The organism is Simkaniaceae bacterium, from assembly GCA_021734805.1.
Classification (GTDB): domain Bacteria; phylum Chlamydiota; class Chlamydiia; order Chlamydiales; family JACRBE01; genus Amphritriteisimkania.
The window spans coordinates 56773-69923 of record JAIPIG010000004.1 but is presented as its reverse complement, the minus strand read 5'-3'; the positions used below and the strand labels follow the sequence as shown (position 1 = coordinate 69923).

General features: G+C 39.0%; 11 protein-coding genes. 6 read left to right on the top strand and 5 right to left on the bottom strand.

Annotated features, from left to right (window positions below; translation table 11 throughout):
- The first annotated feature begins 296 nt into the window (after window positions 1-296).
- Entirely contained in the window at window positions 297-623 is a 327-nt protein-coding gene (gene trxA, locus K9M07_01595) for a thioredoxin (protein ID MCF7851916.1), read from the top strand.
- A 59-nt stretch (window positions 624-682) separates the two neighbouring features.
- On the opposite strand, the gene K9M07_01590 is transcribed toward trxA, so the two are convergent.
- The 4 genes from K9M07_01590 to K9M07_01575 form a co-directional block, all read right to left on the bottom strand.
- On the bottom strand, window positions 683-1168 hold the full coding sequence (locus K9M07_01590) for a tRNA (cytidine(34)-2'-O)-methyltransferase (GenBank protein MCF7851915.1): 486 nt from the start codon (window positions 1166-1168) through the stop codon (window positions 683-685).
- An 80-nt stretch (window positions 1169-1248) separates the two neighbouring features.
- Window positions 1249-2016, bottom strand: a complete 768-nt coding sequence (locus tag K9M07_01585) for an FKBP-type peptidyl-prolyl cis-trans isomerase (protein MCF7851914.1) — start codon at window positions 2014-2016, stop codon at window positions 1249-1251.
- Window positions 2017-2291: 275 nt separating this feature from the next.
- Window positions 2292-3593 carry a histidine--tRNA ligase gene (gene hisS / locus K9M07_01580; GenBank protein MCF7851913.1) on the bottom strand — a complete coding sequence of 434 codons (1302 nt, stop codon included), beginning with the start codon at window positions 3591-3593 and terminating at the stop codon, window positions 2292-2294.
- A 107-nt stretch (window positions 3594-3700) separates the two neighbouring features.
- Complete coding sequence (locus K9M07_01575; GenBank protein ID MCF7851912.1) at window positions 3701-4318, bottom strand: hypothetical protein; 618 nt, start codon at window positions 4316-4318, stop codon at window positions 3701-3703.
- A gap of 364 nt (window positions 4319-4682) precedes the next feature.
- Here K9M07_01575 and pgtP point away from each other — a divergent pair, with 364 nt between their 5' ends.
- From pgtP to K9M07_01550, 5 genes are all read left to right on the top strand, one after another.
- Complete coding sequence (gene pgtP, locus K9M07_01570; protein ID MCF7851911.1) at window positions 4683-6026, top strand: phosphoglycerate transporter protein PgtP; 1344 nt, start codon at window positions 4683-4685, stop codon at window positions 6024-6026.
- Window positions 6027-6101: 75 nt separating this feature from the next.
- A complete protein-coding gene (gene dnaE, locus K9M07_01565; protein MCF7851910.1) occupies window positions 6102-9836 on the top strand; it encodes a DNA polymerase III subunit alpha in 3735 nt (1244 codons plus the stop codon).
- Between the two features lie 272 nt (window positions 9837-10108).
- Complete coding sequence (bamD, locus tag K9M07_01560; protein MCF7851909.1) at window positions 10109-11095, top strand: outer membrane protein assembly factor BamD; 987 nt, start codon at window positions 10109-10111, stop codon at window positions 11093-11095.
- Between the two features lie 74 nt (window positions 11096-11169).
- A complete protein-coding gene (locus tag K9M07_01555) occupies window positions 11170-11751 on the top strand; it encodes a hypothetical protein (protein MCF7851908.1) in 582 nt (193 codons plus the stop codon).
- Between the two features lie 250 nt (window positions 11752-12001).
- Window positions 12002-12430, top strand: coding sequence for an ATP-binding protein (locus K9M07_01550; protein ID MCF7851907.1), 429 nt, complete (start codon window positions 12002-12004; stop codon window positions 12428-12430).
- Between the two features lie 49 nt (window positions 12431-12479).
- Here K9M07_01550 and K9M07_01545 read toward each other — a convergent pair whose 3' ends face one another.
- Window positions 12480-12926, bottom strand: a complete 447-nt coding sequence (locus K9M07_01545; protein ID MCF7851906.1) for a hypothetical protein — start codon at window positions 12924-12926, stop codon at window positions 12480-12482.
- Between the last annotated feature and the right edge of the window lie 225 nt (window positions 12927-13151).

Sequence of the window (13151 nt, the reverse complement as noted above, 5' to 3'; positions counted from 1 at the left end):
ATAATGGCTCATTGGTTGCTCCTATAGTTTTGAGGTTTTAACCTCGGTTCTGATTGGAGAGTTTTATAACTACTCCGTTTTTTAGGAGCAACCACTTTACACTTCGCCTTTAAGAGCGAGCGCGATTACAGTATGTATAAATTGAGGATTGCAGGTGAGTCATTAGATAAAGAGCTAAAAGAATAGGTGAAGACGCCCTAAATTTTAATGAATCGCTCTGTGACAAGCAAATACAAAGCTAATTGCTTATAAAGCAATTTTCAGTTAATCTACCCTATAATATAACGGAGGAAACCATGGCACAAAGTGATCTAATACATCCTGTAACAGATGAAGAATTTACAGGGAAAGTTCAATCCGGAATCTCGTTAGTAGATTTTTTCGCTGACTGGTGTGGCCCATGTCGCATGTTGACACCTGTTCTAGAAGAAGTTGCAACAGATATGAAAGGAAAGCTGAATTTTATTAAGGTGGATGTTGATCATTGTCAAAAAACAGCTGCACAATTTGATGTGACTTCAGTTCCAACAATTGTATTGATTAAAAATGGGAAAGAAGTGGCTCGTCTTGTCGGCTTAAGAGATGCAGCTAAAATCAAAGAGTTTATTACTCCTCATCTTTAATAGACTCTCAGCTTGACTTTGGTCGAGGGTTTAAGGACAAATAGACAAGGCAAGCGGCTTTAAAAAATTGTAGAGTCGACGTGAGCTGAGTTATTAAATGCAAAGTTATGTTGTCTCAAAACTTCATATGATGCAATAGCAACGGCATTGGATAAGTTGAGGCATCGTACGTCATTTTGCATAGGTAACTTGACGAGTTGCGAGTGATACTTTTCCATTATCGATTCCGGTAGGCCGCTTGTTTCATTCCCAAAAACTAAACACACATTTTCCGGATAGTTGTTTTCATAGAACGATCGTTTTGCTTTACTCGATAAAAAATAGACAGAATGGCTATTTTTCTTGGCAAGGGCGTCGTCAAGCGAAGAGGCTATTGTCATATCGACTTCACTGGCGTAATCAAGTCTTGCTCTTCTAAGCGCTTTTTCAGATATATCAAATCCAAGCGGGGCGATGAGTGTGAGCTTTGCTCCGATAACGCGGCATGTTCGAATGATATTTCCCGTATTTGCGGGGATTTGAGGTTGATATAATATAATTTCCATAGAGTTCTTAATGGAGATTTAATGAAAAAGGCATCCCCAAATATAAATGAGAATGCCTTAAAAATGGTAAAGATACACTCTTAGCGAAGTGCCTCTTCTCCTTCTTGGCTCGCGAGTTCTTCCAGAGATTGGTCTACTGCAGCTTGTGTGTCTGCATCAGCAATGGGTGTATTCGCTTTGATGACTTCAATATGAAATTTGAGGAGTGAGTTAGGTGGAAGATAGCCTGACTCACCATATGCTAATTCAGGATGAAGATAGGCGACTCTTTTTTCCCCTTCTTTCATTCCAATAATGACTCTTGCTAGTCCCGGAATCATATCCTGGAGAGAAATGACTTCGTCATTATTAGATGAGGCAAAGATATTCCCATCGGCAAATTCACCTGAGTAACGGATGGTGGGATTATCATCTTCTTGAACAGATTCACCATATCCTAATTGTTCGATTTCATATTGTAACTTCCCATCTTCAAGTTCAATAACATTGTTATTTAACCGATTTTTTGCGAGAAAGTCTTCAGCTAATTGAAGGTTAATTTTAGATTGTTTGTGGAAGGCATTTTCTTGGATGAGTGAAATAGCTTGAACGCAATCGTTTTCATTAAGAGGAGGTTCTTTTCCTGCGATTGAATCTTGAATGCCTTTAATAATTAAATTGACGTCAAAATCTAAACCTAAGGATTCGATATTTTTTTTAATCAAGTGACCAAAAGATTCTGAAACTTGGTTTAAATCGAGATTTTGTAAGGACTGTTCGTTTTCTTCAGCAAAAGTTGGTTGAACTAAAGCCATCGTCATAAAGCTAAAAAAAACGAAGATAGACTGAAAAAGTTTGTTTTTATGCATGAATTTCTCCTAAATAGAGCGAAAGTACTAGATTTTACTAGGAATAGAATTTGAGTGCAAGCTGTGTCAGGCAAAAGAGGCAATTAATGGGAGGTTATACCGAAATAAATTGAAGAATTGGTTTTTATCTTCGCCGGCATCTTCGACTTTTTACCCTTAATTTTTTTGACCTATCTTCAATAGGATCAAAAAATTAAGCCGGCTAAGCCTGATAAAAATTCGAAGCGCCATCAAAGCTAAAACCCCAATTCTTCAACTCATTTCGGTATATTTACTCAACTTTGCCCGTAATTTGGTCTCCGTTCAAAAAAATTGGGCAGTTGATCAAACGGCACAAGTGTTTCATCTCTTGTTGACAGATGTTTGATTTTAATCGATTGATTTTTGATTTCATCTTCGCCAAGAACTCCAAAAAATTGAGCCTTTATTTTTTCTGCATGTTGAAGTGCTTTCTGAACTTTTTTGCTTTTAAAAAAGATCTCAGTAGGAACGTTGTGCTTTCTAAGTACTGAAGAAAGAGACAAAACTTTTGTTTTTGCGTCATCTCCCATTGGCAGTAATAGAAGCATAGGCCCCGTAAGAGGTGGCAGTAGAGAGGGTTCTTCGATTAAAATTTGAAGGAGTCGTTCAATGCCAACAGCAAAACCAATCGCCGGCAGCTGAGCGCCGCCTAATTTTTCAATCAGTCCGTCGTAGCGCCCTCCGGCTCCAATCGTATTTTGGGCTCCAAGAGATTCAGTGGTGAATTCAAAAACCGTTTTATTATAATAATCAAGTCCTCGAACGAGGTTGTGTTCAATTTTAAAGGGGATTCGAAGTTCATTTAAAAGTTGTTGGAGTCTAGAAAAATGCGCTGCGCTATCTGAATCTAAACAATCTAGAATTGAAGGGGCCTTTTTGATGATTTCAATGTCGTTCAAATCTTTAGAATCAAGAATGCGTAGAGGATTAGCTTCTAAGCGGGCTTGTGAGTCTTCAGATAAGTGGGATTTGTGGGGTTCTAAATAAGATTTAAGTGCTTTGCAATATTCCGATCGCGATGCTTGATTTCCGATTGAATTGAGTCGTAATACGAGATTGCGAATGCCAAGGGATTCAAAACAATGATATAAGAATGCAATCGTTTCTGCATCTTGCTCCGGATCGGGAATCCCGATGCTTTCTACCCCAAATTGATGAAATTGACGATAGCGCCCTGCTTGAGGCCGATCATATCGAAAAAATGGTCCGAAGTAGAAGAGTTTTTGATAAGGAGTTTCATGAAGAGATCTGCTTTCTATCAGAGCCCTCATAACAGGCGCCGTTCCTTCAGGGCGAAGGGTCATTGAGCGCTTGCCCTTATCCTCAAAAGTATACATTTCTTTAAAAACGATATCGGAAGTGTCCCCAACACTGCGTGTAAATAGTTCTGTTTTTTCAAAAATGGGGGTGCGTATTTCACTATAACCGTATAAAGAGGCAAGATATCTAAGTTTTGTTTCAACATAATGCCAGTAATCACTAGTGCGCCATAAGTCATTAGGTGATTGAAAGGCGGGAAGGATGTCAAATAAGCCTTTTGGGATTTGATAACTCATATCGATCAACATTTTATTTGTTTAATCGTAAATATTAGCTGCAATGAGGCATAATTACAAGAAATACGTATATACCGAGAGTGATTCGGGAGTTGGAATTTTTTAACTCATGTATGCGGTATTTGAAAGGATTCCAAAATATTACTGATCATTTTGATCAGTATGGCTAAGTTGGATCGTTTTGCATTTTGCAGGTTTTCCTCATATAAATCATTCAAGATGCCCATGAATGGGAACGGAAGCCAATTTTCACCGGCATAGTTTGCTAAATAATGTCCCAGGGCATGTTCATCAGCTGTAGGGAATCGAGCAAATAATTCGACGAGTTTAGTGATTTTTTCATAAGCATCGGCTCGCATTTCTTTTGATGTTGCTAATGTTTGGTAATTAAGGATGCCATTCCAAGCCTTGGATAATTTTAGGGCATAATCCAAGCTTTGGGATAAATTTTCTTCTTGAAGGATCCGAAATAAGGTGCGTAGATTTTTCAGATGTTGAATCACATTATCGGCGATGAAGATGGTTTCCATTAGGTCGACTTCATCTTCCAGTTCGTTGATTTTTTGCTTAATAAATGCAAGAAGAACGGCAGAAAACTGTTTGTTTTTCTCTAATTTTACTAATTTTGATGCGCCTTTTTCTTCTATAGTGGAGGTGGGATCGGCGTCCATATTAAAAAAAGATGAGAACTGATTATTCGTTAAGCTTGTATTAAAATCTGTCATAAAAATAGGTTTATTCTTTTTTACAGTAAATAAATAATTTAATTTATTTTCAAATATTATTATACCGGGAGTGATTCAAGAGTTGGAATTTTTAGAAGCCGGCTATACCGATGGTCGATCGGGCCGAAGGCCCTTTACCGAACCGATGCGCTATTGACAATAGGCAGAGGTGAGGTAAATCGACCAAGCGGGGATGCCGGCGACAAAAAAACCAACTCTTGAATGACGAGCGGTATATCTTGAATCACGAGCGGCATACTATAGAGAGTTCGTGTGTATATAGGATGCTTCAGGGATAAAAGAGGTTGACAGACTCACTTTTGTTATATAAAATTGTTGTTTTTTTGTGTGATAAAGAGAAGTTATGTTCAGCGTATTTAAAGCAGCGAATCATATTGGTCTCATTCAGGATCAAGAGGAAGTTAGGAAAAAATATCGCTATTGGCGGCTTCGTATTTTCTTTGGCATGTATCTTGGATATGCTTTTTTCTATCTTACAAGAAAGAGTTTGACCTTTGTATTGCCGGCGTTAATGATTGAGTTTCAATGGACAAAGGCAGATGTGGGTATTTTTGGTTCCATCTTATATATTGCCTACGGGTTAAGTAAATTTTTGAGCGGGATCATTGGTGATCGCTCCAATCCAAGATTTTTTATGGCCATCGGATTGATGGCTACCGGTCTATTAAATATTTTCTTTGGTTTATCTTCTTCTTTAATGTTTTTCTGCCTTTTCTGGGGCCTTAACGGTCTTTTCCAGGGATGGGGGTGGCCTCCTTGCGCTCGTTTGTTGACCCATTGGTATGCCCGCTCTGAAAGAGGCGGATGGTGGGGCATTTGGAATACCTCTCATAATGTAGGAGGCGGGCTCAGTATTTTAATGGGACCCTTGATCGCAACGCTTTTTGGGTGGCGAATGGCGATGTACGTTCCCGGGGTTATCTGCCTATTAGGGGGAGTCTATCTTGCGATTACTCTACGCGATACACCCCAATCCCTTGGGCTTCCTCCGATTGAGGAGCACAAGAATGAGGCGGTATCGGGTTCTGAAGAGGATAGGGAGCGCGAGCTATCTACAAAGGAAATTTTATTTAAGTATGTCCTTGCTAATAAATTTCTATGGATTTTAGCTTTTGGATATTTTTTCATTTATGCTATTAGGACCGCAATTAACGATTGGGGGCAACTCTATCTCATGGAGCAAAAAGGGCACTCCCTGATCAGCGCAGGTGGAGCTATTTTTTGGTTTGAGATCGGTGGGTTATTCGGTAGCGTCATTGCAGGACTGATTTCGGATCGCCTATTTGCTTCCCGCCGTGGTCCGGTTAATGTGCTATTTAGTTTATTTGTTACTTTTGCACTAGGGCTTCTTTGGATCATTCCAAACAGCAACTATCTCGTTGCATCGGTTTCTATCTTTTTTATTGGTTTCTTGATTTTTGGTCCTCAAATGCTGATTGGAATGGCCGCGGCGGAGCTCTCTCATAAAAAAGCTGCGGGGACAGCTACGGGGTTTGCCGGATGGTTTGGTTATTTCGGCGCAGCCTTTAGCGCTTACCCTTTTGGGGTGATTGCTACAAAATGGGGGTGGGGCGGCTTCTTCCTGGTTCTTGGAGCCTGTGCCTGTATTTCGGTGCTGATCTTATTGCCCCTTTGGTCTGTTAGATCACGAGATGAGATCATCTCTACTGAAGGGAAAGTGGCTTAAACAGCCATAAAGACTATCCGTTTTTTCTTTGATCATGTATTTTTAAGGATTCAGTCGAATTGGAGCACTGTCAAAATGAAGCCTTGGATTCCTCTACATGTCCATTCTCAATATAGTATCCTCAACGCAACAAATTCTATTAAAGATTTAATTGCAAAAGCTGCTGAGCAGGGCCTTTCAGCTTTAGCTTTGACAGATCATTGCAATATGTTTGGTGTTGTTGATTTTTATAAAGGGTGTAAATCTGTAGGGATAAAACCCATTATTGGCATTGAAATGATGGTCGCTCCGGGAAGTCGTCTCGATAAAAAAAAGCAATATGGACAGCCACCCGGGCACCCTATTGTTTTACTTGCGAAAAATGAAATTGGCTATCGCAATTTATGTAAGATTTCATCCATCGCTTATTTGGAGGGGTTTTATTATACGCCGCGCATTGATAAGGATATTTTGACGCAGTATGCTGAAGGCTTAATTTGCCTTTCAGGACCGATCAGGGGAAAAATTCCTATGCTCATTTGCGATGATCAAATGAAGCAGGCAAGGGAAGAAATTTCTTGGTTCCAAGCATTATTCAAAGAGGATTTTTATTTTGAGATTCAACGTCACCCTATGAAGGAAGAGTGGATTAGGGCAGACGAAATCAATCAAGAGCCTTGGCTTCTTAGAGAGTATGAAATGCTCATTGAGAAGCAAGAAAAAGCAATCGGGGTACTGAAGGCGTTATCTAGTGAGTTCAACATCCCGCTTGTAGCGACAAATGACATTCAATATTTGGAAAGAGAAGATTGGAAAGTCCATGAAATTTTAATGAATATCCAGTCAGGGGAGACGTGTGAGATTTGGGATATTGATCACATGGGGAACCGAAGAGGAAAAATCAAAAATCCTAAAAGAAGAGTTCTATTTTCCCATGAGTACTATTTTAAATCGCATGATGCAATGGCGGAGCTATTTAAAGATCTGCCGGAGGCGATTGAAAATACACAACTCATTGCAGAAAAATGTGATGTTTCATTTGATCTTTCGAAGAAATTTTATCCCGTATTCCTGCCTCCTACATTAGAAGGGAAAAAATATACGGCAGAGCAAAGGCAAAAAGAGGCTGAAAAATACTTAAGAGATCTTTCTGAAAAGGGGATGCCTCATCGCTATACGGAGGATAAATTAAAAAAGGTTAAGGAAATCTATCCCGATAAAGATCCTATGGATGTGGTTAAGGAGCGATTTGAGTACGAATTTGAGATTATTGCTTCTAAAGGGATGTGCGATTATTTATTGATTGTTCATGATTTTATTGCTTGGGCTAAACGCAATCATATTCCCGTTGGCCCCGGGCGTGGATCGGGAGCAGGTTCAATTATTTTATACTTAATAGGGGTAACTGACATCGAACCTCTGCGATTCCACCTCTTCTTTGAGCGATTTATCAATCCTGAAAGGATCTCTTATCCTGATATTGATGTTGATATCTGCATGGAAAGAAGATCGGATGTGATTGAGTATACACTTAGCAAATATGGAAAGGACAAAGTCGCTCAGATTATCACGTTTGGTACGATGAAAGCGAAAATGGCAATTAAAGATATTGGCCGGGTTCTCAATGTGCCTTTGGCAAAGGTCAATGAAATTGCTAAACTCGTTCCTGATGATCTCAACATAACGATTGAAAAGGCTTTGCAAATCGATCCCGATTTCAAACGCATGTATGAAAGTGATCGAGATGCGACTCAAATTATTGATTATGGTTTGAAGCTGGAAGGGACGATTCGAAATACGGGGATTCATGCAGCAGGGCTGATTATTTGCGGTGATCCACTCACAGACCATATTCCTATTTGTAATGCAAAAGATTCAGAGTTGGCAGCAACCCAATTTGCAATGAAGCCTGTAGAAATGGTTGGGATGTTGAAAATTGACTTTTTAGGACTTAAAACATTGACATCGATTCAAAAGACCGTTGATGCCATTGAAATTTCGCAAGGCACTAAAATTGATTGGGTCAATTTACAATTAGATGACAGAAAAACATTTGATCTACTTAATCAAGGGAAGACTTCGGGGGTATTTCAGCTTGAATCTGCAGGGATGCAGGATCTAGCTAAACAACTTCATATCGATCGATTTGAAGAGATTATTGCGGTGGGAGCCCTCTATCGACCGGGGCCTATGGAAATGATCCCGTCATTTATTAAGCGTAAGCATGGACAAGAGCAAATTGAGAATGATCATCCATGGATGAAAGATATCCTCATGGAGACGTATGGCATCATCGTTTACCAAGAGCAAGTGATGCAAATTGCCCAAACTTTAGCCGGTTACAGTCTTGGAGAAGGGGATGTATTGCGCAAGGCAATGGGTAAAAAAGATCATGTTGTCATGAAGCAAGAGGAGAAAAAGTTTAGTGAGGGGGCCCAAAAGAAGGGAATTGATGAAAAGCTCGCGCTCCAGATATTTAACAAGGTCGAGAAATTTGCCTCCTATGGTTTTAACAAGTCCCATGCGACGGCCTATGGCTATTTAAGCTATGTAACGGCCTATCTTAAGGCCAATTATCCAAGGGAGTGGATGGCTGCGCTGATGACGTGCGATATGGTTGATCTAGCGAAAATTTCAAAACATATTCGCGAATGTCAAGCAATGCATATTGCGATCCTCTCCCCCGATGTCAATGAGTCAAGAGCTCAATTTGTTGCGACACCTCAAGGCATTCGTTTTGCTATGTCTGCCATAAAAGGTGTTGGGGAGGGTGTTGTTGAAGCAATTGTTGCTGAAAGAGAGTTAAATGGGTCTTTTGCAACGCTCATCGAGTTTATTGAAAGGCTAGATTCAAGGAAAGTCGGTAAGAAAATTATTGAGTGTTTAATCGAAGCGGGGTGTTTTGATTATACTCAAAAAGATCGCGCTCATCTCCTGGCTATTTTGCATTATCACTATGATCGCGTTGTGGGATTTCAAAAAGAGAAAGCAAAAGGTGTTTTGGATCTATTTTCCTCGGGGAATGAAGTCGTCGCGATGGGTGATGATACAATCGATTTTGAGCCTAGATCTCGCCTTTATACTCTTCAAAGAGAAAAGGAGTTATTGGGATTTTATCTCACGGGGCACCCTCTCAAGGAATGCCGAAAGGAGATGGAGCTTATTGGAGCAATCCCCATCGATCAGGGGGGGACAGAAAATAGTATTTACCCTGTTAAAACGGCGTTTATTTTAGAAACCGCTACAGTCAAAATTTCCCAGAAATCGGGTAAAAAATTTGCGATTTCGACGATTAGCGATGAAAATCACAATTATGAACTCTTTTTTTGGTCGGATCATTATGAAAGATATAGTCATTTGCTTGTTGAAAATAATATTTTAGCAGCAGTGCTCCTAGTCGATGCAAGGGAAAGCCCACCCCGTATTCAGTGTAAATCTTTAGAAGATTTGACCCAATTAACAGAAGAAATTAAGAATCAACTTGATGCAGCGTATGAGCAGGCCCTTACTCAATCTCAACAAGAGATGAGCAGGGGGAAAAGGCAAGGAAAAAGCTTTTCGTCACAAAAGCAAGAGAGCAACAAAATGAAAGAAGATGAGAATCCCGTAATTATACGGATTGATATTGACCAAATGCAATTGACGGGTGTCATACAACTAAAGAAAATTTTGAGACAGCATGCAGGGGCTAGGAAGGTGAATGTAGACTTCTTTTCAAAGGAAAAATTAATCAGCTCGATTGAGATTGATGCCGGCTTTGGTGTCAATGGCGAAGACAGCTTAGTTCAACTGCTGGAACAAGAGAGTTTTTGCCGGTCTGTTGAACGTTAATTTTGGGTTTATATGAAGTTATTTTTTTGCATTTGCTATGATTTTCGCGTTTGGCATTAAAGTCGATCTTATGCTAAACTCTGGTATTCTAGTATGCCGGGAGTGAGTCAAGAGTTGGAATTTTTAGAAGCCGGCGACAAAAAAAATAACTCTTGAATCACGAGCGGTATACATCGTCATCTCTCATTGTTCGGGTAAAAAAGAGACTTTTTGCTTAACTTGAGGGAAGTGACGCGATAGTAGTGGCGATCTTCAAAGGCTAATTTTTATCTATGAATAAGAAAACAATTCAAATTTTATCTTTTTTTGTTCTTTTATCTTCTGCGACATCTGTGATCGAGGCTCGAACTTACCTCGATGCGAAACGCGAATCACTTCAACGGATGGAAGAAAAAAGATTAAAACCTCAAGATTATTATGGCTTTGTGATGAAAGCTTATGAAGATCACGATTATAAAACAGTAATTGACAATAGCATATTGCTCCTTAAGGAATATCCAAAGTCTCTTTTCGTCCAAGAAACTCTGTATACTCAGGCGATTTCATTTTATAATTTGCAAGAGTACCATTTGGCCAACGAGGCTTTGTCCAGCTATCTCAATAATTACTCTAATTTAAAGCATTTTGAAGATGCCATTCACCATAAATTTGAAATTGCCCGCAAATTCCAATCAGGAGAAAAAAAACGCCTGTTTGGTGGGAGACATTCTCCTAAATTGCTTTCCGGTAAGGAAGATGCAATTAAGATTTACGATGAGGTCATTACAACGCTTCCTCGGAATGATCTAGCGGCTCAGTCCTTATTTCAAAAGGGGAAATTACTCGCTGAATTTGCTTCATTCAAGGAAGCAGTTGATAGTTACCAAATGCTGATTCGTCGCTTCCCTAAAAATCCTTTAGCTCCTGAAAGTTATGTTGCTATTGCCGAAACGTATTTATTGCAGTGCAAAGAAGAATTTCCCGACCCCAATTTTATTGAACTGGCTGAGATTAATTTGCGTAAGTTTGAACAAGACTTTCCCGGAGAGACAAGGATTTCTACAATCCGCGCTATGCTGCAAAAGATGAAAGAGCGCTTTGCGCAAGAGCTTTTTGACATGGGAAAATTCTTTGAAAAGAAAAAGAAAGAAAGAGCAGCTTTTCTCTATTACGTTAGTATTCTTCAAAAATATCCCACGACGGGATATGCAACAATAGCGCAAGAGCGGATCGATCATTTACGAAAGCATTCTAAGCATCCTGAAGAATTAACGATTTAATGCCATTGGATAAATCCATCATCTTATCGAATCCTCTTTTTCGCTCCGGTTCAACGATAAAGGGATTGATTTTCGTGTGTTTTTTTTCTCTCTTTTTTTCCGGCTGTGGTTATCAATTTGTTAAGTCTCAAGATATTACATCGATTACAGTCCCATTTATTCGGGGGGATGTTAAAGGGATTTTAACGGAAGCGCTTATTCATGAGGTCAATCAAAGTCCACTCTTAACATTTCAAAATCGGGATGCAAGAGCCTTATTAGCCGTTCAAATTCTCGATCAAGACCACAGGGAAATTGGTTATCAATATCAAACAAATGATCAAACGGATGCCTTAACAAATCATCTTTCGCCAACAGAAAGCCGTCAAATGATCCGTGTTCGTGTCACATTAATTGATCAATCTTCCGGAAAAAAGTTGATCGATCCTTTTGAAGTTGAGGAATCGATTCACTATAACTATGTTGATTCTCTTTCCTATCACGACTTAGCTTACAGCGATGCTATGGGTAGGCAGCAAACGGTTTTGAATACTTCACTGGGTCAACTTGATGCTGAGCAAGATGCCCAATCAATTTCTAAAATGCCCCTTTATCAAAAACTTGCCTCGAAAATTATCACTTCCATCAATGTTGCCTTAGGTGTTGTAAGCAAATAAGTTCTCAATTTCAAGAGTGATCTTTTTTTTGAAATGATATATACCGAAATGAGTTGAAAAATTGGGATTTTAGCTTTGATGGCGCTTCGAATTTTTATCAGGCTTTAGCCGGCTTAATTTTTTGATCCTATTGAAGATAGGTCAAAAAATTAAGGGTAAAAAGTCGAGGATGCCGGCGAAGATAAAAACCAATTCTTCAACTTATTTCGGTATATACCAAAATAAAAATCTTTGATCAAATAGGGTGGCCGTGGAAGAGAATAAAATAACAAAGAGATTTCATGCTAATACGGAAGATTTGCAGGGGATTATTGATTTTGTCCATGTATTTTTAAATGATTGTTTTTCGAAATATAAAAGCAAAAAACAAATTGAATTAGCCGTTGAAGAAATGGCAGTGAATATTATGAATTACGCCTATCACGAAAAGAGTGGGCCAATAGAAATTGAATTGTGGCAAGAAGATCCTAACCACCTTCAGATTGAAATTACAGATTGGGGTGATAAATTTGATCCTACCATGTTGATGCCAAGAGAGCCCACATCGGATAAGATTGAAGAAATTGAGGAGGGAGGATTAGGGATTTATTTAACGAATCGGATCATGGATGAAGTTAGATATGAGAGATTAGGTATGGAAAATCATCTCATTTTGCGTAAGAATATGGCCGGAAATTGAGTTGTTGTACCGGGAGTGATTAAAAAATATCCCCACTTACAAAATCGAGCTAGAGTTCTTCGCTGTTATTGCCGATAGAGTCAATGACTTGTTCAGTGTCAATAACTTCAGTTAAGTAATAGCGGAGAACTTTTAGAACGCACTTGGGAGTATTATAGATACCGGAAGTAGAAAATAACATTTCCAAATGGGGCTTTTCATTATTTCCGATGAGTGCAATTAATGTCAGAGTAATAGGGACCTCATCGACCATTTGGGGCACAATCCATACGACAAACTGATTGTTGAAAAGTGTGACTTTATCATCGGTTTCGATGACGTGAAAATAAAAAGGGAATTGACTTTGCAGTATTTTTTCATCATCATCGTTATGATGTAACAAACCGAGTTGCTTTAACAAGAATATATCAACGTCTATAATTCCATCCGGGGCCCATTTAGATAGATCTTTCATGAACTCTTCATAAGCTTGTTCGAGTTTAGTGGGATTAATCATCTAAGTTCCTTTGATCAAGTCTGCTAAATACCTAATTGATGATATTGCCAAAAACCCCTTTCTTATCTTAAAAGACTTTGATTATAACTATATTTTTGTTCTATCAATCTAAGAATAAGAGGTTAGTGACAATATAAAAGCTTTTTCTTCCGGAGCACTTGGTTTTAAAGATATTAGGGCATCTAATGATTTGAAAACCGAAATCTCTTTATTAGCCTAGGCTCT

Coding starts and splice junctions, on each gene's coding strand:
- K9M07_01545 (MCF7851906.1), bottom strand. CDS start 12,926: ATGATTAATCCCACTAAACTCGAACAAGCTTATGAAGAGTTCATGAAA.
- K9M07_01585 (MCF7851914.1), bottom strand. CDS start 2,016: ATGCATAAAAACAAACTTTTTCAGTCTATCTTCGTTTTTTTTAGCTTT.
- trxA (MCF7851916.1), top strand. CDS start 297: ATGGCACAAAGTGATCTAATACATCCTGTAACAGATGAAGAATTTACA.
- bamD (MCF7851909.1), top strand. CDS start 10,109: ATGAATAAGAAAACAATTCAAATTTTATCTTTTTTTGTTCTTTTATCT.
- dnaE (MCF7851910.1), top strand. CDS start 6,102: ATGAAGCCTTGGATTCCTCTACATGTCCATTCTCAATATAGTATCCTC.
- pgtP (MCF7851911.1), top strand. CDS start 4,683: ATGTTCAGCGTATTTAAAGCAGCGAATCATATTGGTCTCATTCAGGAT.
- K9M07_01590 (MCF7851915.1), bottom strand. CDS start 1,168: ATGGAAATTATATTATATCAACCTCAAATCCCCGCAAATACGGGAAAT.
- hisS (MCF7851913.1), bottom strand. CDS start 3,593: ATGAGTTATCAAATCCCAAAAGGCTTATTTGACATCCTTCCCGCCTTT.
- K9M07_01575 (MCF7851912.1), bottom strand. CDS start 4,318: ATGACAGATTTTAATACAAGCTTAACGAATAATCAGTTCTCATCTTTT.